Raw genomic sequence first — 20,050 nt, forward strand, 5'->3', positions numbered from 1 at the left:
CGCGAACCAGCGGCAGCGCCCGCTTGCGTCCCGCCCGATTGCAAAGGCCTATTCGGCGTCGGCCTCCAAACGGTCGGCCATCAGCGCAAGCTGGGCCTCGCAACCTTTCGCCACCAGCATCTCGGCGAGCTGGTCGGGCGTCTCGTATTCGTCGACAAGGGCGAATGTCATTGTCACCGGCTCGTCCTCGGGCGCGGCGCGCACGGCATAGGTGCGGTCCTCGGCCAGCACGAGGCGCTCGGAATTGAGCACGCGCTCGCTCTCCCCGGCTTCGAAATGGACTTCGACCGCGTCGGCCGCGGCGGGCTCGACCATGGTATAGGTCGCCGCCTCACTCGAATCCGGGCGCCACAGCCGAACGGTGCCGAAATCATAAAGGCAGGTTGTGCCGGCCTCGGTCAGGTTGACATACCACAGGTTCGGGCGATCAGGCTTGCTCTCCTCGGCGGTGCGCACGGCCCCGGTGCGGACCCGGCCCGCGGCGCCCTTGCGGGTGAAATTGGAAAAGCGTAGGCGCGGCTCCTTGGGTTTTTCTCCAACCGTGAAGGTTCCCGCGCCCTTGAGCACCTGCGTCCCCTTCGAGGTAAGGACAGTGACGCGATCGCCGGCCCGGAGCGTGATCTTCGCTCCGTCCACGACTTTGGTGCCAACCTTGTAGGTGCCGGCCGAAGGTCCCGAGGACTTGACCACCACGCCCGCCCAGGCTGCCACCGGCAGCGCAAGCGCCGCAGCGACGAGGGCCGTTTTCGACATGCGCCGTTTCATCTTATCCGAGAACATAAGCTCCCCCTTTATCGAGGTTTTGCATCCTGTGATGCAGGTTTTGTAACGCGGTGTCGTGAGGATGCCTAGCGAGGATGTCGGCCACGAGCGCTGCGGCCCGGTCCGCGTCCTCGGCGGCGATGCGCGAGGCTTCCGCGAGCTTCGCGCGGTCTTCGGCCGGGAAATCGGGCGCGGGCTCGCAGATGTCCACCGGTCTCGCCCGCCCGCGCAGCTGCACCCGTCCCATCGCGCGCCACCAGTCGAGCCCGCTTTGCTCGGCGAATTCGCGGCTTGCCATGACGCTCGATTGAAGCGGCTTGTTCGCCGCTTCCAGCCGCGCGGCGGTGTTCATCGAATCGCCCAGCGCGGTGTACTGGATGCGGGTGTCGCCGCCGAAATTGCCGATCACCGCCTCCCCGTAATGGAGCCCAACGCGGGTCTTACCGATCGGCGGGAGGGAGGGGTCCATTTCGGCGACCTCGCGGCGGAATTCCTCGCCCGCCAGCCAGATCGCATAGCCGGCCTTCGCCGCGCGCTCGGCGTCGTTCTCACGCGCAATCGGTGCGCCCCAGAACGCCACCACCGCATCGCCGACGAACTTGTCGATCACGCCGCCATGGTCGAGCACGACGGTGCTCAGCATTTCCAGATAGCGATTGAGCAGCTTGGCGACCATTTCCGGCGCAATCGCGTGGCTCATCTTGGTGAACCCTTCGAGATCGGAAAACAGCACGTAGATCGCCCGTTTCTCGCCGCCCAGCGACAGCAATTCGGGGCGGTCGATGATCGCCTGCGCGATGTCGCGGGGGATATACTTGCCGAGCGCACCCTGCGCGAAACTGCGCTGCTTGGCCCCGGCGGCGCGCGCGGTCGTGGTGACAGCGGTGAAGGCGAGCACCCAGCCCACCAGCCAGCCTACCGCAGGCAGGCCGTATGTATCGACATCGCGCACTTCCAGCAGCACCGGGATACCCAGCAGCACCGCGAATATCAGCGCCAATAGCGGGGCACGCTGGCGCGTCGGCCATTCGAGCAGCGCAACAAGCGCCGCTACCGCCACCACCAGCACCGCCATAGCCCATTTCACCCAATCCGGGATCGGCACCATCGCGTTACCGTCGAGCATCTGGGCGATGAGTTCGGCATGGACCGCGAGCCCCGGGGGGACATCGCCGTCGATCGAGGTGAAAGTCGTCTCGACCCGGTCATAGTCGACGATGTCGCCGCCGATCAGCACGTAGCGCCCGCCATATTGCTCCTTGAGGAAGGGCAGGATCGCGGGATCGAGATCGACGAACAGGTCGATCGCGGCGGATTCGAAAAGGTCCTCCGCCACTTCGGCTTCGCCGATATCGGCCTGCTGTTCGTATAGGCTGCGGCGATATTCGATCGCGCCCTCGTAATTGTCGAAAGGCCCGAGATCCTCGCCCGCATCCTCAAGCATAGCCCGGCCCAGCAGCGGCGGAAGGCCCGGAACAATGCTCGGCCAGACACGCGTTGCACCGAAGGAATTGTCGAGCCTTATGCTCGCAGGCCGCGCCTTGCTGCCTTCAAGCCGGCTCATGAACTCGTCGAGAAAGACCTGCTGTTCGTAAACGATGTCCTCGCGATTGGTCTGGAGGTTGGCATAACCGACTGCGACCGGGGTGTTCATATTGCGCAGGGTTTCGATCAGCTCGTCGTCCTCGGCCTGGGGCTGGTCGAACAGGATATCGATCCCGATCGCCTTGGGCTCGAGCGCGTCGAGATTGCGCAGCGCCTCGGCCAGCATCCCGCGATCCAGCGGCGAGCGCTTCTGCGCGTTGATGAGAGTCTGGTCGTTATAGACCACCATCAGGATGCGGTCGTCCTGTTCGACCCGGTCGGCGGCATAGTAATGGCGCAGATCGTAAAAGGCGCGCTCGGCCGCATTGGTGAGCGGGGTGGGAACATCGTCGGCGAAAGGAACAGTCCAGCTGAAACGCGCGATCAGCAGAGCGAGGACCAGCATCACCACCGTGCCTGCGAGCTGGAGCGTGCCGGCCTCGCGGATCGAGCGCCAGCCACGCTTCAGGATATGGCCTGGCCCGCTGCGCCCCTTCCCGTCGCTATCGGCCATGTTCCGGCGCCCTTCGCGCGGTGCGGCGCGATCAGCGCCGCACCGGGATCGTCCCGTCGCCGACCACCGCGAAGGCCGACCAGTAGAACGGGTGCGAGGTCTCCGCACTATCCATCAGGCCGACCTGCGATGTCCTGAGCGCTTCGGCGGTCTCGGTTCCATCGGCCGCGAACAGGCCCGAGATCAATCGCTTGGTCGCGTCGTAATCATCCGGCACGGGCCAGTGACTGGCGAGCACGGTGCGCCCGCCCGCCCCGACGAAGGCGCGCACCAGACCGTCGAGCGCAAAGTCCCCGCCCGAAGTGACGCCCGCCTCGCGGGTGGCACCGACCGTCGCCCCGCCGGCCGTGTCGCAGGCCGAGAGGATCACGAGGTCGGCATCGATCCTGAGGCCGAAAATCTCCGCGAAACTCAGCAGGCCGTCCGAATCCTCCTCGCCTCCGAAGCTTGTAAGGAGCGCCGGGCGCGGCGGGCATTCGGGCTGAGGCGCGGTGACGAGGCCGTGCGTGGCGAAGTGGAGGATGCGATAATCGGTGAGATCCTCGCGCGCTCGGATCTTGCTGTCGGTAAACTCGTCGCGCGTCACCACCGCCGCCCCGGAGCCGAAGCGGTCGGCCGCCGTATAGAGCTCGTCAGCGGCGATTGGATTGGCCCAGATATTGGGCGACCACGCACAATTCTCACCCCCGGCGAGCGCCGCTCGGGTGCGCGCAGCGCCGCTCTGGCTTTCGCCGATCGGCGTATTCTCGCCCAGTCCGAGATAGCTCCGCGCCGCATCGGACGGCGCGGCGACGCGCACATCACGGAACGCGGTAGCGGCGACCGAAGTGCTGATCTCGGCCCCGCGCCCCAGCCAGTTCGTGCCGGTGAAATCGTATTCGTCGCCGCTCTCGGCGAGCCGCGCCTTGTAGCGCGCGACGCTTTCGTCGTCGGTAACAAGCAGGTTTATCGGCAGGCGCAACATCGCCCCGTCCGGCTCGAACACGATGTGCCGCTGCGCCGGAAGCCGGTCGGCGACGGGCTCGAACAACGCAAGGTAGAGTTCACGCGAGCGTTCGATGTCGAACGGGAAGGTAAGGACCCGCCCGCCTTCCGCGATGGCGATGCTCTCGCGCAGGCGATCGACTTCTTCCTCGAGCGCGTCGGGCGTGATCGCCGCCTTGTAGGCCAGCGCCTCGTCTTTCGTGACGTAGATGACGAAGCTCTGTTCCTGGAGCGTGACCAGCTTCACATAGGCTTCGCCCGGTGCGAGGATGTCCTGCAATTGCGCAAGGTCGATCGCGGAGCCGCTGACGGCACGATAGCGCGGATATTCGGCAAGCGAAGCCAGCACCTCGGCCTGCTCGGCTTCGAGCTGCTGGAGCCTTTCCTGCCGCTCGGCGAGCAATCGCGCGGTTTCCGGCGGCATCTCGGCCATTGTCTGCATTTCCGCAATACCGCTTCTCAATTGTTCGATCGCGCGCCCGAGATTGATCGTCTTGCGGAACAGTTGCGCCGCCTCGTCGCTGCCGACCGACAATTCCCGCGCCAGCACCGCCTGCGTCTGGGCGAGGCCGGGGCGCTGGAGCAGCTGGCTGGCGGCGAATATGTCGGCGGCGCTCGCGGCATCGCCCAGCGCGTTCACCTCGCCGCCCAGCAGGAGGTCGAAAAATGGCGTTATCAGGCTTCGAAGGGCGGGCAGAGGACGGCCTTCGGCATCGGCGACGATCCCGCGATAGAGCGCCAGCGCCTCGTCCCTTCGCCCGGCGCGGGCATAGAACCCGGCCAACTGGGCGCGCGCACTTTGCAATGCGGGGCTATCGGGATATCGGGTATCGAGCAGCGCGATACCTTGCCTGTGAAAATTTTCCGCCTCGCCCGGGCGGCCTTCGATCTCGGCGATTTCGGCGAGTTCGCCCAGCACCTGCGCGCGCAGCCAGAGGATCGAATTGACCCTTCCGCCGCGCACCTCGGCCATCGCGCTATCGGCAGCGCGCAGATACCGGCTCGCCTCGTCTGCCCGGCCGACCAGTCGCAGCGCGGTCGCGCGCAGGTAATCGGCCTGCCCGTCGAGCAGCTGGGCGCGTTCGAGCGGGGTCAGGCTGACCGAATAGGTCCCGCCTGCGCTCTCGTTCTCGGCCTCGAGCCGGTTCGCCAAGGCCGGGCCGATCATCAGGCGGCGCAGCATGGCCGGATCGCCGAATTCGTTGGCGAGCGGTCGGTCGACCCTCTTAAGCGCCGCGTCGGCGCGGTCCTGATTGAGCGCGTGGATGGTCTCGTAATTGCGTAGCAGGCGTGAAAGAACGGGGTCGGTCGCGGCCTCTTCCCGCGTTTGGCCGAACAGCCGATCGGCCTCGGCGTAATTGCCGAGATTGGATTGCAGCAGCGCCTCGTTAAGCCGCGCATCGAGTGCGCTCTTGCCCGACAGGACCTCGGCCGAGGCGGCGAAGAATTCGGCTGCTTCGGCGAATTCGCCCTGGTTGGAACGGCGATAGGCCTCGACCAGCGCCTGGTCGGCGGAAATCGCGTCCGCCTGTTGGCGGGCGAAGGCGAGCGCATCGGTCGCCTGGGTGAGCGGGATATCGACTTCACCCTTCGCCACGCGATCCGTCGCGAGCGACGCGAGACCGAGCCTCAAGGCCGAGGCATAGGCGTTGAACCCGGTCGCGGCATAGGTGCGATTGCCGATCTCGCCGACGATCAGCCGACTGCGCAGCGGACTGTCCGATGCCTCGCATACGAGTTCGCGCGCGCTCGCCAGGCCCTTTGGCGCAGCGGCGTCTCCGGCCGCACGACAGGTCGCGCCGGGCAGGCCGAAACGGCTTTCCGGCGCCTCGGCATAGCGTCCGCGCACAACCCACATCGTTCCGATCGGGGCGGCGGCATCCCGGCAGATGATCGAATAGCGCCGGTCGAAGATGTCCGCGCCCGGCTCGGGCTCGATGATCTGTGCCTCGCACAGGCCGTTTCTGCCAACGGGGAAGGTATCGCGCAGGCTCACCGGCGTGCCCTTCGTGGTCTGGGCGGCATTGGGTACGGCCCAGGCAGCAGCCAGCGCGGCTGCCCCGGCAAGTGCGAGCGATGCAAGCCTTTTCATGTCCCTATTCGTCATCATCGCCCCTTTCCGGGCCGCCGGAAAGTCCGACACCCGCAGTGCCCGCGCCATAGGCCGAGCTGTCGCCGCCGCTTGCCACCGGATCGTCGAGCAGCGGGTCCTCGGTTAGGAGCGGGGCTTCGATCAGGCCGGGGAAATCGGCTCCGAACTCGTCATTGCTTTCCTGTTCGGTCAGCGGCAGATCCTCGGGCGGCAGCTCCGCCGGCTCCTCGATTACCGAAGTGTTGTTGGCTACGGCGATAGCCTGTTCGACCTGCTCGGAACCGGGGGGCGGCTCGACCGGAGGCGGCGTGACCGGGGGAGGCGTGACCGCGGCCGGGCATTCGCCGGTATTGATGATGCAGTCGTTGAACGCACTGGCATCGGTGTAGTCCGTCCCGGCAGCGTTGAAATTGACCTCCGCGAAGAAGTCCGACCCCGTCACGAAAGTCCCGTCCTCCTCCTGACGGCGGCCATAGGCGAACACGTCGAGCGTGGATTCGGACGTATCGCTCGCCTCGATCGAGAGGCCCCCGGCGCCGACCGTGATTCCGCCCTGTTCGGTCTCGCTTCCGGTGTTGCGCACCAGCAAAGAACGACCCGGCACAAGGTCGACGCTACCCGCGAACAGGTAGCCGAGCGGATCGTCGCTTCCGGCCAACGCGATGGCGAGTTCGTCATCGCGCCCGGCAAAGGCGATATCACCCTGCAGCTGCGCGATGAGGTCGGCGTCTGCGACCCAGATGTCGTCCGCGTCGAGAGCCAGTTCACCGCTCGGCAGCCCGTCGGAATCGGACAGCACGATGCCGCCCGGCGTCACGATCTCGATCCGGTCGCCCGCCTCCAGCGCGACCGTGTCGGTCGGGGCGGCATTGACCAGTTCGAACAGGCCGTCGACCCGGATGATTCCCCCAGAGCCGGAGCTGCGCACGAGGATGTCGGAGACCCCCCCGTCGGGATCATCCGAGCCGAAGGCGGTCGCGGCGCGGATTATGATGTCGGGATCATCGCCCCCCGCATCGGGCAGTTCGGGCTGGGTGAAGGTGAAGCTGCCGACATCGAGCCGTCCGAGCTCTTCTGCGATCAGCGAGAAGCCCTCGTCGGTCACCGATCCGCTCGGTGTCCCCGCACCGCCCAGGATCGCCGGATTGAGCGTGTCGAGCGACGTGACATCCATTGTCACCGCGCCCAGCCGCGCGCCGTTCTCGATTGCGATATCGCTCGCTCTCAACGCCATCGAAAGTCCGACGAAATCGATCACGTCGTCGTTGTCGCCGAGGAAATTGAGAGTGCCCTGCGTCTCGATGTCGATCGCGACGGTCGGATCGGTGATGTCGGGCCCGCCGATCAGGCCGCCCTGTCCGGCCTCGACTGTGAAATCGTCCAGCACGTCGACCCTGAAAGTGTCGGATACGAGGAAATCGCCGCCCACCGCAGAGACAACCGATGGGCCAAAGCCGCCGGTCGTATCGCCGAGCGCCGAACCGGTGAAGGCTCCTGCCTGGATCAGCCCCGATGTCACCGCGACTGCGAAGCGCCCGACCACGCTGTTCACGTCCCCCGAGGCATCCGCAAGCAGGGACAACTCGTTGGCGATATCGACCTGTTCGCCCCCGTCGTCCGATCCGACCTGCAACAGCGCCTCGCCGCCGAATGCGCTCCCTCCGGCATTGGTCAGCCCGCGTGCAATCAGCCGGAAGTCGGTCGCCGAAAGCGCCGAAGCGGTCTCGATGACGACCTCGATCAGGCCGGCAAAGGCATCGCCGCCCGCAGCCCCGGTGCTGGTCGCGGTCGCATCGGCCGAGGCGAGCAGCTCGATTTCATCGGCCGCGAGCGTCGAGTTGTTGAGCAGGATCTGCGCCGTGCCGCCTTCGCCGTTGCCGTTCGCGCTCGCTCCCTGCCCGGCCTCTCCGACCGCCGAGATCGATATCCGGGCCACACCATTGGCATCGGGCGCAACCGTGAGTTCGGTGTCGAGAAGGTCGATGCTGGCGAACCCGGCCACCGCGTCGCCGCCGGTGTCGCCGTTCCCGCCAAACGCACCGGCCGAGATGGTGTTCGCTCCGACTAGAGCAATGGTCGAGGGATTGGCGACAAACAGCGCATCGCCCGCGGTCGCATTGCCGCCGATGCCGCCGATACCACTCGCCGCGCCGCCCGAGGCATCGGAGGAAAGCACGAAGGTGCCGCCGGAGACGGTGCTGTTCTGGATCTGAATTGACGAGAGGGCACCGCTGGCATCCCCGCCCTGATCGACGCCGGGGCCGCCGACCACGAGTTGGCCAACGATCGCGACGGCCTCTCCAGCGGCATTCGGAATGAAGGTGACCGTCCCGCTATTGACGAGAAAATCGATTGCACCGCCGGACGCGCTGCCGCCGATGACGCCGCCGCCACCATTGGTCCCGTCGATGAAGACGGAGCGACCCACGAGATTGAGCGTGCCGCCATCGACATCGACGAGACTGGTCCCGCCGCTCGCGTCGCCGCCAGCGCCCGCACCCGACGCGTTGCCGCCGATCCCGCCGCTGATCCCGCCGGAGAATTCCGCCGTAATCTCGCCGCCGTCGAGGACTTCGATCGCCCGTACTCCGCCAAGCCCCTCCCCGCCCGAGATGTCGAGCGCGCCGTCGAGGCCGCTACCGCCGAGACCGAAGACCGAGAACGTGATCGCACCCGAGCCGATCGTCCCGCCATTGGCGGTAATCGTGCCGACCCCGCCGATCCCGTCGCCCGCAACGCTACCGCCGACCAGCGAGCCGCCGCCGAAGCCGCGTGCGATGATCCCGATCTCCGGATCGCTGCTCGGGTCCGCCGCCGGATCGGCCGGAAGCTCGATCAGCCCGCCGCCGATCGCCAGCAATTCGACCTCGCCGCCCGTGCCGTTCCCGGCCACACCGCTGCCGCCGGTCGCATCGCCGCCGATACCGACCGCCGCGACGATTGCGCCGCGGTTGAATTCATCGAGCAAGCTCAGCGGCGTGTTGTTCTGGATGTCCACCGTGCTGCCGGGATCGAAGCTCTCGATGAAGGCGCTCCCGCCACTGCCATTGCCGCCGCCATTGAACGAGCCCGATCCGCCCAGACCGCTGGCGGTGACCTGGGCCGATCCGAACGTCACCGTGCTACCGGCCTGTGCGCGCACGAAAGCCTCCCCGCCGGTCCCGTCGCCGCCCGGCAGGCCCTCGCCGCCTTCGCCGCCCACGCCGTTGGCGACGATCGAGGCATTCCCGGTGACTATGCTGGTTCCCGGCGCGGCCCCCAGAACACCGAAGATGGCGCTGCCGCCCGTGCCGGCGCCACCCGTTTCGGCAAAGGAGGTGCCGCCTTCGCCTGTGGCATCGAGCTCGGCATCCCCGTTGATAGTCAGATCGATGCCCTCGAGATCGACGGAGGCCTCGCCTCCGGTCCCGGCACCCCCGCTATTGCCGGCGCCGCCAAAGCCGCGCGCAGCGAGTTCGGCATTGTCGATTGTCAGCACCCCACCCAGCTCGCCAAGAATGCCTGCCAGACCACCAAGTCCCAGGCCGCCGATCTCGCCATTGCCGCCGAAGCCCTCCGCGAACATTTCGAGCGAATTCGCGGCTACCGTCCCCGCGCTCACGGTGAAGGCGGCGGTGCCGCCCCGGCCTTCGCCGCCATTGCCCTGAAGGTCGCCCGAACCGCCAGACCCGCCGACGCCATCGGCTTCCATGAATACGAGTCCGAAATCGGCACTTCCCTGAGCGAGCGAGCCGTCCCCTTCGAACAGCGCGAGACCCGCCTGGGCGAGCCCGCCGGTCCCGATGCCGCCTTCGCCGCCGTTCTGGCCGGCGCTGCCGCTGCCGCCCTCACCGCCCTCGGCGCTGGCATCGACTTCGACATCGCCGCCTGCGATCGTGAGATTGCCGTTGTCGCCGCCCGCAAGCACGAATGCGCCGTTGTTGAAATCGGGAGCGGCCTGGTTGAAGGTGCCGAAGTCACCGCCCGTCGCATCGCCGCCGCGCCCCGGGGCAATCGTGGAGCCATCCCCGACACCGCCGCGCCCGCCGAGTGCCCGGCTGGTGGCAAAGGCCGCGTCGGCATCGAGAGTCGCGCTCGCGTCAAGCGTGCCGGTCGCCTGGACGAAAGCGAGCCCACCGAAAGCATCGCCTCCATCGCCGCCGAAGCCGAAATCGGCATTGCCGCCTTCGGCGTCGGCACTGGCGAAAATGGCATCCGCGATCTCGGCAATGCCGGTCACGACTTCGATCCCGGCCGCTCCGCCGAGCGCGTCGCCACCTGTGATCCCGTTGCCGCCAATCGCATTCGCGTTCATGGAGAGGCTTGCGAGGACGTCGAGCGTGCCACCCTCGGGCAGGAACGCCCGAGCCGAGCCGCCAAGCCCTTCGCCGCCGACCCCGCCGGCGTTGAGCCCCCCTTCTCCACGCGCCAGCAGGTTCGCGCCGCCTCCGATTGTGACCACGCCGGGACCATCCACGAAGATGCCCGCATTGCCCGCATCGCCGATTGCGCCCGCCCCGGCCTCATTGGAGTCGCCACCGGTGGCATTGGACAGAACGAAAAGAACGCTGGAGATGTCGATTGTGCCGCCATCCGTGCCGGTAACATCGAGCGACGCGAAACCGCCGAACGCGTCCGAGCCGGTCGAGGGGTTGAACGTGTCGACATCCACCCCGTCCGCGCTCGCATCGAGAGTAAGCGCCCCTCCGAACGAAAGTGCCCCCCCGTTCAAGGCGACGGCCCGCGCCGAGCCGCCGGTCGAAGTGGCCCCGGTCTGCAGCAGCGAAAGCTCGGTCGTACCCTGGGCGGTCGCATCGACCTCGGTGTCACCGAGGATCGTGATGTCGCCCCCGTTCGCACTTACGAGCGCGCTGCCGCCGGTCGCCGTGCCCGCTTCGAAAAGAGTATCCTCCGCTCCGCCGATCGCGCGGGCGATGACGCGCGCATTGCCCGCGATGTTGATCGCAGCGCCGCCGCTCGCCTCGACGAGAGCACTGCCGCCCACTGCGTTGATGACAGTCGGGTCCTGCAGGCTCGACGAAACCACCCCGACATTGGCCGCGCTGACCAGGACATCGCCCGAAATGTCGAAGGCCTGCCCATTCGCCGCGGTCAGCTGCGCAGCCTCGCGCCCGACGACGAACAAACTGCCCTCGACCGAGCTAGGGGCGGCCTGCGCGGACACATCGACGATGTCGGTCCCGATCGCGAGCAGCGAACTGCTCGCGGCGAAATCCTCGACCTGGATATCGGCAATGGGGGTCGGCGGCCCGAACGGATCGATCGCCTGCTCGAAACGCGGATTGGGCGCGTCGGTCGAATCTCCCGCGACACTGCGCCCGAAAACATCGAAATTGGCCGACAGGATAATCTCGCCATTGACCACGCCCGCGCTCGCCGCCGGATCGAAGCCGAGATTGCCGCTGAACAGCATGCGGATCGGGTCTGCGGCGGCGCGCGCGACCCCATAGATCAGGTGATTGTCGCCGATCCCCGTGCTCGAGGGACCGCCGACATCGCCGTTCACTTCGAGAACCGTGCCGGGCAGCGCCGTGCCGATCGGCACCTCGATATCGAACAGGCCGTTCGAGAAGGTAAGATTGACCAGCTCGCCCGCGACAAAGGCCTGGCTGCCATTGACGTCGGTGGTGCCGAACATCTCGACACCCGCCGCGACCACGGCGAAATAGGAATTCTCCGAACTGGCCGTCACCTGCGCGCCCGGTTCGATGCGGATGCGGGCAGTCGAGAGCTCCTCCCCGAAAAGCTGAAGCGTGCCGCCGCCGGTCGTGAAGGCGTCGAAGGTGGCGAGGTCCGGCTCCAGCGTGGTCAGGATGAGATTGCCGACGTCGAAGCTCGCATTCCCCCCGATCAAGAGGCCGGTCGGCGAATAGAACGCAACCGTCCCGCCCGATTCGATCGAACCGTTCGAAAGGTCGACGATCCGCGAGATGACGGTCCCGTCCATCACCACGATGTTTCCGTTGGTCGAGGGCAGTATCCGGTTGAGCACCGCGAAATCGGCACCGGGATTGAGGCTGCCGTTGTTCTCGAACGTCGCCGTCGCCCCGGTGGGCAGGAAATCGAGCGCGTCTCCGGCACCGTCTTCCTGCGGGGTCCAGTCGATCACGGCGGTCGGGGTATCGACCGTAATCGTTTCCGAATTGGCACCCGTCACCGTTCGCGTGGCGGAGCCCTGGACCACAGAGTCGGTAGCCTGGAAAGCCTGCGCCTGCGCTTTGCCGGGTGAGAGCGCAAGCGAAAGGGCGAGCGCGGCCCCGCCGCATCCGAGCATCAGCCGCGCGCGCGGGTTCGTGATCGAAGCCATCTCAGTATCTCCACGGAAAAAGGCGAGCGGTGAGCGAGAACATGACCCGCACGTCGCCGCGCTCGGGCGCGAGGTCGGGCCGCTCGAGCGGGACCGCGACGAGGAAATCGCCCTGCATCATCGAACCGAAAGCGGCGCGCACCCCACCGCCGGCCGACCACAGTCGGTCGGGATTGAGCGGGCGCCGGCTCGGATCCTCGTTCCAGGCCCAGGCGACATCGGTGAAGACATAGGGCTGCCAGGCGAGCGCCTGCGGGCCTTCGGGCGCGAGCGAGCCGTAGCGCACCTCGAACGAGCCCCCGACGCCGCTATCGCCAAGGATCGCGCCCGGATCATAACCGCGCCCGATCGAGAAACTGCCGCCGGCGAATTCCTCGAAAGCGGGGAGCGGATCGTCGCTCGCCTGGGCGCGCGCTTCGAGCGAGAAGGTAAGCAAGGGGTCGGGGCGATATTCGGCCCCCGCCTGGTAACGCAAGAGCAGTGGGGTCGGATCGGCCTCCACCCGGCTCGGCGGGGCGGTTCCGCCAATCAGGCAGGCCAACAGGTTCGGCCGACAGTCCGGGCTCGCCGAAAAGACATCGAGCCCCTTCCTCAGTTCGGCCGCGTAATAAGCGCGCCAGCGCGGCTCGAAAGGGGTATAGCCGCCGATCCGCCGGACACTTTCCCCATCGGTCCAGTCGCCCGAAATGCGGGCATAGATCATCCGCACCCGGTCCTCGGTCAGGCGGACTTCGTTCGCGTCGACGTCCTGGTTGACGAACTCGAAACCCGCCTCGACAAAGGTGCTCGAACGGCGCGTGCGAATGACCGGATAATTGGCGAAGACCGACGCGAGCAGCGTCTGGGAATCGATGTCGAGCCCGGCGAGGCCGAGCTCCGGGCTGGTCTGGCTCAGCGTCAGCCCCGCGCCGAAGCGGAGCCCCTCGCCGCCGACGGCGAAATCGTGGCCGAGCTGGAGCGTCTGCTGCTCCTCGAATTCGGCGGTGGAAAAGAATGTGACCGTGGTCCGGTCACCCAGCCCCGTGAGGTCGTAGAGTTCTCCGCGAAGGAGGCCGCCGAACCGCCCGATGGCGTTCGAGCCGAAATTCTGCACATTGATGTCGAGCACGGCGCGCTGGCGGACCACCGCGATCTCGCCCACAAGGTCGCCCGGCTCGCCGCCGGCCGCAGGCCGCAGCGAAAGCCGCACGTCGACCCCGGGCAGGTCATCGGCAAGCAGAAGGTAGCGCTCCGCCTCCCGCGTGTTGAAGACTTCACCGCCTGTCAGCCTGTCGAGATAGCGCGCCACCACCCTTTCGGACGGACCCGCATCGCCCCGCACGCGCAACGCGGTCAACCGGCCGAAGATGACGCGGAAATCGGCCACCCCGTCACCGAGGTTCTGCTGCGGGATCTCGACCGAGGCGAGATAGCCCTCACGGCGCAATATCGCATTCGCCTCGGCGCGAATGTCGCACAGCACCGAAAGCGGCAGTTCGCGCCCGACATAGCGGCCATAGGCTTCGTCCAGTGAAATACCGGGAACCGCCTCGAGCCCGCCGAACTCGGCCCCCTGAAGGGTCAGGCGGATATCGGCATATTCCGCCCGGTCGAGCGCACAGGGCGCGCGTTCCATCTCGCCGTCGATGGAAAGGGTTGGTCCATCGCGACGTTCGCGGCGTTCCGGCGGCACGAGCTCGCTGCGGTTCGGGGGCGAGATCTGGGCCGCAGCGGACGCTCCGGGCAGCGGGAATCCGGCCGCGAGCATGACGAAGAGCGCGGAAGCGGATGCAGTGAGCGACAGTTTCCCGACGCAGTGCGCCTGTGCGGATCGAACGTGCAATTTCCCCCCCAATCGTTCGCCTTGGCCCTTGGTAAACCTCGCCGCTCTGCCTGCGACACCAAGCGAACGGGATGGATCACCGAGCACAGGCATGAATGCCCGCGATCAAGCCTCCTACGTGCAACCCGATGGCGCGCAAAGGTCTACAGGACGCGGCGGGCAATACAAGCCGCCTTCCCGGTTTTCCACCTAGAGTCGAAAAATTGTCGTGTTTGAACAAGTGATTGCGTTTCCGTCCGCAATTGAGCGGTGGTTCAACGCGCTGTTCTGTGGCCGGCGCGGAAAACGACTCGCGCTAGGCGAGGTCGCGCGGGACCGTCTTGCTCCAGGTGCGGCAGAATACGCGATCCCCGTCCTCGAACGCGTCGAGATCGCCCTCGAGATAGAAATTTTCGCGATCCGAGCGCATCAGCGTGCGGGTCTCGGTGCGGATGTCCCATCCCTCGCGCGCGAGCGTGCGGGTCCAGCGGGTCTCGCCTTCGACGGAATCGTGCGCGTTGTTGGTCGAACGATACCATTCGCGTGCATGAACACCGACCTCGAGCCCGGAATATTCGTGGGCATAAACACCCTGGTCGTCGATCACCTCGAGTTCGGAGGCGTCGCTGGCGAGGTGGCGATGGACGATCCAGTCGTGCTGCTCGGGCTGGAGCATCAGCTTGGGCTCGGGTTTGGCAATCTGCGGGTCGCCGAACCTGGGCCGCTCGTGCCCGCCCTGCGGCGCCAGGCGAACGGGCAATTCGAGCCGGCTGCCCGCGAGATGCACCGTCAGACATACGGGCTCGGGCGATGGCCAGGCGAGCGGCCAGTAGGATGTCGACAGCGAGAGGCGCAGCCTATGACCCTTGGGGATCTGCTGGCCGATGTGGTTGAGCCGGAAGGTCACCGTCTCGCGTCGGCCCGGCACCATCGGCTCAGGATTTTCGCGGCTCTTGCGGTGCGAGAGGTTAAGCAGGCCATAGGTGAAGCGCGTGGTCGACCCGTCGGGATGCACGTCGGAAAGCCGCGCGGCGATCATCGCGATCGGCTTGTCCGTGCTCACCTCCAGCGTCAGTTCGGCGGCGCCCAGAACCTGGATCGGCTCGGCGAGCGGTTCGGTTTCGAACACCATCGCGCCGCCGTCCTCCTGCCGCTGGTCATGAGCGAGATCGGGGCCCGAGGCATAGGCGCACCATTTGCCGGCGAACAGTCCGGTGGAAAGCGGAGACTGGATCGAAAGGCTCTCTGGCTCGCGGGCCTGATCGAGGTCTTCCGGATCCGCCAACCGGCCGCGGGCCAGAGAAAAACGGCGTGGCGTCACGCGTTCGGAAGGCCAGCGGCTTTCCGCCACCCAATGCCCGTAACGCTCGGAATAGCTCGATTGCGGCGGCTCGCTGTCCTGCATCCAGGCCAGCAGCATCGGCTCGTCCATGACCCCGTTATCGATCCCCTTGAGCCAGCGATCCCACCAGCGCACCAACTCCTTGAGGAAGTGGATCGCCGGACCCGGCTTTCCGAGATGCGGATAGGTGTGCGCCCACGGGCCGACGAGCCCGCGCCGCGGTACGTCGAGGTTGCGCAGCAGGCGGAACACGGCATTGGTGTAGCCGTCAGCCCATCCGCTTACCGCCATGACCGGTATCTCGATCGCCGGGTGATCCTCGCACACCGAACCATGTTTCCAGTAATCGTCGCGCCGCTGGTGGCGTAGCCATTTCTCGAGCCAGAAGCCCGAGCCCTCGAGCCGTTCGAACCACATGTCGCGCCATTTCGGGCCGACGAGGTCGGGATCGGGCGGCATGGAATTATACGCGAACATGACCGAGGCCCAGGACAGGTTATCGCCCAGAACGCAGCCGCCCATATGGTGGACGTCGTCCGCGAACCGGTCGTCGCTGGCGCAGGCGGCCATGATCGCCTTCAGCGGCTTGGGCTGTAGCGCGGCGAGCTGCAGCGCGTTGAACCCGCCCCAGCTGATACCCATCATCCCCACATTGCCGTCGCACCAGCGCTGCCGTGCGATCCACTCGATGATGGCGAGCCCGTCCTCCAGTTCCTGCGGCAGATATTCGTCGGTCAGCACGCCTTCGCTCTCGCCGCTGCCGCGAATGTCCACCCGCACGCAGGCATAGCCGTGCCCGGCGAGATAGCCGTGGGTCAGCTCATCGCGCGAGGCGCTGCCGAAACGCTTGCGATAGGGAATGTATTCGAGCACCGCCGGGACCGGCGAATCCTGCGCGCAGTCGGGCATCCAGATGCGCGCGGAGAGCTCCACGCCGTCCGACATGGGGATGACGACATGGTCGTGGATCGTCACCGTTTCGGGAAACTCGTCGACATAGATCATGGGAGTGCCTCTGGTCGTGTGGCAGGTTCGTGCGCCGCGCGCTGCCGCTATTGCGGGACGGGCGCGGTCAGGTTGATGGTGAACGGAAGGTTTTCCATCAGGTCGGCATATTTCGCGAGCAGCTCTTCATTGCTCTGCCCGCCAAGAAAGACATCGGCGATCTCGAAACTGTAGCTGTCCTGAAACGCGAGATGGGACAGGCGCTGACCCTTGCCGACCAGCACCTGTACGAGCGCCTCGGGATAGCGGGTCTGCATATGGTGTATCTCGGTTTGGGAGGGCACGCGCTCGATCTGGCCGTCCTGGAAAAATCGCAGCATGAATTTCGCCGCCCTGGGCCAGTCGCCCTCGCCCCTGGGCATCTGCGGGCGCAGGCCCAGGGCGAGGTCGAGCCCCACTTTGTGGTGAGTCATGCCATCGACGTCGACGAACAGCGGCGCATGGCTTTTCGACAGGCGCGTATTGACTTCGAGCAGGCTGATCCGGTCGGTTTCCTCGTCGTAGAAGAATTCCGCGTTGAAGGGCGCATTGTCATAGCCGACATGCCCGAGAAGTTTTGCCGTGGCATCGCACATCCGCTGTATCACCGGAGGCGGCGCGTCGCTGGGATATTGATAGCGCGAAAAGGACGAACCGACCCCGCCTTCGCGGACCGAATCGACGACGCCATAAACGGTCGTCTCGCCGTCATGGACATAGCCTTCCAAGGTGATCTGCTGGTCGGCCGCGACGCTTTTTTCGGCAATGCAGTGATTGCCGCCGATGCCTTTCACGCTGTCGGGCATTTCGACCTTCTCGAGGAACTCGTTGAACGGATCGCCGAACAGCTCGATCCCCTCGCGCATGATGCCCATCGCCTTGGCGAGTTGCTCCTCGGTCTCGACCTTGAAGCTAAGATAGGACGAATGCGAGACGAAGGGCTTGACCCAGAAGGGATAATCGATCTCGATCATGTCGCGCGGCCGCTCGGCGAAGGGATCGACCGCACAGAAATCGGCATTCGCATCCGGGATCGCCTCGGCCATGGCTTCGCGCGCCCAGTATTTGTGCTCGAGCGCGGCGACGCTTTCGAGCGAAGGGCCGGGAAGGCCGTTCCTCTGGCACAGAAGCGGGCCGATGCAGCTACCGGGGAAATCCCAGTAATTGAGCACCGCGTCGGCAGGGCCATATCTGTCCATCCGCTCTTGCGCGGTGGCAACGAGATCCATCAACTTGAAAGGCTCGGTAATGTTCACCGATTCCTCGGCCGAGAGCGCTTCGTGGAAGTCGACCTCGCGCTCTTCCTCGAGCGTCTCGAGAAGGGCCAGATTGAAGGGTTCGAGCCCCAGGACAAATACTTTCTTCGGCGATCGTGCGATGCTCCGCGCTCCCTGACTACCACCTCGGTACACCCGACCAATGGCGTGTCATGCGCTTGCGTTCCGAAAGCTCCGACGGGCCAACGGGTGGCTGCGACGAGCCGCGCGCGGCCGGCTGGTGCGGGAATATGCGGCAGACGGGCGCTGGTCGGCGGGACACATCGCACACTCCACCGCGCACCGTCTTTCGCTCGACGAGCGAACGGACCATTTCACGTGCATGGCTCCGCGCGGCCCTACCATTGCACACGAGAAAACGGCCCGGGGCTTATCGGCGGCGGGCTTCGCGGCAACCTTGCTGACCTATGGGCCGGCCCGGGTGGGGTTCGGCCTCTTCCTGCCGCAGCTTCGGGCCACCTTCGGCATAGAGGGCGGCGCGTCGGGGACCATTGCCAGCATCGGCTTCGCCGGATTCCTCGCGGGGCTGGTCGGCGCGGGCGAGCTGGGCGAACGGCTGGGCGGCGCGCGGCCGGTTTTGATCGGCCTGATCTGCTCGACCCTCGGCGTCGCCGTGGTCGCTTTCGCCGGAGACGTGGTCGTGCTTGCAGCCGGGGTGGCGCTTGCGATGCTGGGGCCGGGCCTGACCTGGTCGCCTTTCAACAATCTGGTGCATGACGGATTGCGCGAATTCAGGCGTCCCGGCGCGCTTTCGATCATAAGCACCGGCACCAGCCTGGGGATCGCGCTGGCGGGCGGTGCCGCGCTGGTCGCCTCCTGGCACGAGATCTCATGGCGATGGGCATGGGTATTTTTTGCTCTGGTCGGCCTCGGCGCGCTGGCCGTCAATGCGCGCCTGCTCACTGCGGTCGCGCCCGCGCCGAAACGGCAGCACCGCGAGCTTTGGAAAAGCGTGCTGCGCACCCTCGCCACGCCGCTCTACGCCATCGCCTTTTCGTTCGGGGTGACGACTTCGATCTGGATCACCTTCGCCGCCCGCACGGTCGAGGATGCGGGCGGCCTTACCGGTTTGCCGACGAACGGGTCCGCTGCGGCGATCTTCATCGCCGCTGGCCTGGCCGGGCTCGCAGGGATCGGCACGGCCCGGACGCGCGGCCTGATCGGCCTGCCCGCACTCGTCGCCGGCCTGATGCTCGCCTCCGCGATTTCGGCGATACTCGTTGCCATTGCTCCCGCATCGTGGCCCGCCGTCATGGCGTCAGCGGCATTGCAGGGGGTCTTCATCATGATGATGAGCGCGGTCCTTTCGGTCTGGTCGGAGCGGATTTTTCCGGGCAGCAGTCTGCTGGGATTTACCGCGGCACTGATTTTCCTCGCAGGCGGAAGCGTCGCGGGTCCGTCGCTTGCGGGCCATGCCTATGATGCCTTCGGCCCAGAGGCGGTGTTCATCTCCCTTGCCGCGCTGTCGTTGGCAAGCTGCGCGCTCGCCCTGCCCCGGATCGTCAAGCTGCGCTGAGGAAACCAATCGCCCGCCCGTTCGTCGAAACGGATGGAGGCACAACGATGGCAGCACGTGCATATTGGCAGGGCCAGATCCGGCTCGCGCTCGTCGCGATCCCGGTCGAGCTTTATTCGGCGACGAAGGCCGGATCGAAAATCCGTTTCAACCAGATCCACGAACCGAGCGGCAAGCGGATCTCCCATGAAAAGGTCGTCCCCGGCATCGGCCCGGTCGACAAGGAGGAGATCATCCGCGGATACGAGGTGTCGAAGGGCAGCTATGTCTTGCTGGAGGACGAGGAGATCGAAGCGGTCAGGATCGAGAGCCGCCGAACACTGGAGCTCGTGCAGTTCGTCGATTCGGGAGAGATCGATCCGCTCTATTTCGAGCGGCCCTATTATGTGGCCCCGCAGGACGAGTTGGCCGAAGAGGCTTTCGTTGTCCTGCGCGAGGCACTGCGGCAGGCCAAGAAGGTCGCGCTCGGGCAGCTTTCGGTGCGCGGCAGCGAGAAGCTTGTCGCGATCAAGCCCTGCGGCAAGGGCCTGCTGCTCGAGACGCTGCGCTATGCCGACGAGGTGCGCGAGGGCCAGGCATTCTTCGACGAGATCGACGATGCGAAGCCCAAGAAGGAATTGCTCGATCTCGCCACGACGCTGATCGACCAGAAGTCCGCCCCCTTCGATGCGAGCGAATTCGAGGACCGCTATTCCGAGGCCTTGCGCGGCCTGATCGAAAAGAAGCGCAAGGCGAAGAAGGGCGAAGCCGTGATCGAGGACGTCGACGAACCGGGCGAGGGCCGCGGCGGCAATGTCGTCGACCTGATGGCCGCGCTCAAGAAATCGGTCGGGGACGAAAAGAAGCCCGCTGCGAAAAAGGGCAGCCGCGCCAAGAAATCGGCCTGA

Annotated in this window: 9 protein-coding genes; 2 read left to right on the forward strand and 7 right to left on the reverse strand. The window is 66.2% G+C overall.

The window, feature by feature from the left end; all coding sequences use genetic code 11:
- Positions 1-48: 48 nt before the first annotated feature.
- From RIB52_RS01085 to RIB52_RS01120, 7 genes are all read right to left on the reverse strand, one after another.
- Positions 49-753, reverse strand: a complete 705-nt coding sequence (locus RIB52_RS01085) for a hypothetical protein (protein WP_350172039.1) — start codon at positions 751-753, stop codon at positions 49-51.
- 13 nt (positions 754-766) lie between these two features.
- Positions 767-2,860: a CHASE2 domain-containing protein gene (locus tag RIB52_RS01090; RefSeq protein WP_350172041.1), complete on the reverse strand. Its 2,094-nt coding sequence runs from the start codon at positions 2,858-2,860 to the stop codon at positions 767-769.
- A 31-nt stretch (positions 2,861-2,891) separates the two neighbouring features.
- Positions 2,892-5,936, reverse strand: coding sequence for a CHAT domain-containing protein (locus RIB52_RS01095; protein ID WP_350172043.1), 3,045 nt, complete (start codon positions 5,934-5,936; stop codon positions 2,892-2,894).
- Between the two features lie 4 nt (positions 5,937-5,940).
- The gene (locus RIB52_RS01100; protein ID WP_350172045.1) at positions 5,941-12,243 is read right to left on the reverse strand and encodes a hypothetical protein; all 6,303 of its coding nucleotides are present in this window, start codon (positions 12,241-12,243) and stop codon (positions 5,941-5,943) included.
- A 1-nt stretch (position 12,244) separates the two neighbouring features.
- Positions 12,245-14,065 carry a ShlB/FhaC/HecB family hemolysin secretion/activation protein gene (locus RIB52_RS01105; protein ID WP_350172047.1) on the reverse strand — a complete coding sequence of 607 codons (1,821 nt, stop codon included), beginning with the start codon at positions 14,063-14,065 and terminating at the stop codon, positions 12,245-12,247.
- Between the two features lie 295 nt (positions 14,066-14,360).
- Positions 14,361-16,391 carry a CocE/NonD family hydrolase gene (locus RIB52_RS01115; protein ID WP_502879437.1) on the reverse strand — a complete coding sequence of 677 codons (2,031 nt, stop codon included), beginning with the start codon at positions 16,389-16,391 and terminating at the stop codon, positions 14,361-14,363.
- A 47-nt stretch (positions 16,392-16,438) separates the two neighbouring features.
- A complete protein-coding gene (locus tag RIB52_RS01120; protein ID WP_350172049.1) occupies positions 16,439-17,782 on the reverse strand; it encodes an ATP-grasp domain-containing protein in 1,344 nt (447 codons plus the stop codon).
- Positions 17,783-17,969: 187 nt separating this feature from the next.
- Between RIB52_RS01120 and RIB52_RS01125 the strand changes: the two genes are divergently transcribed.
- Both RIB52_RS01125 and ku read left to right on the forward strand, forming a co-directional pair.
- Positions 17,970-19,163: an MFS transporter gene (locus RIB52_RS01125; protein WP_350172051.1), complete on the forward strand. Its 1,194-nt coding sequence runs from the start codon at positions 17,970-17,972 to the stop codon at positions 19,161-19,163.
- 47 nt (positions 19,164-19,210) lie between these two features.
- Positions 19,211-20,050: a non-homologous end joining protein Ku gene (ku, locus tag RIB52_RS01130; RefSeq protein ID WP_350172053.1), complete on the forward strand. Its 840-nt coding sequence runs from the start codon at positions 19,211-19,213 to the stop codon at positions 20,048-20,050.

This window comes from Erythrobacter sp. (assembly GCF_040217515.1).
Classification (GTDB): Bacteria; Pseudomonadota; Alphaproteobacteria; order Sphingomonadales; family Sphingomonadaceae; genus Erythrobacter.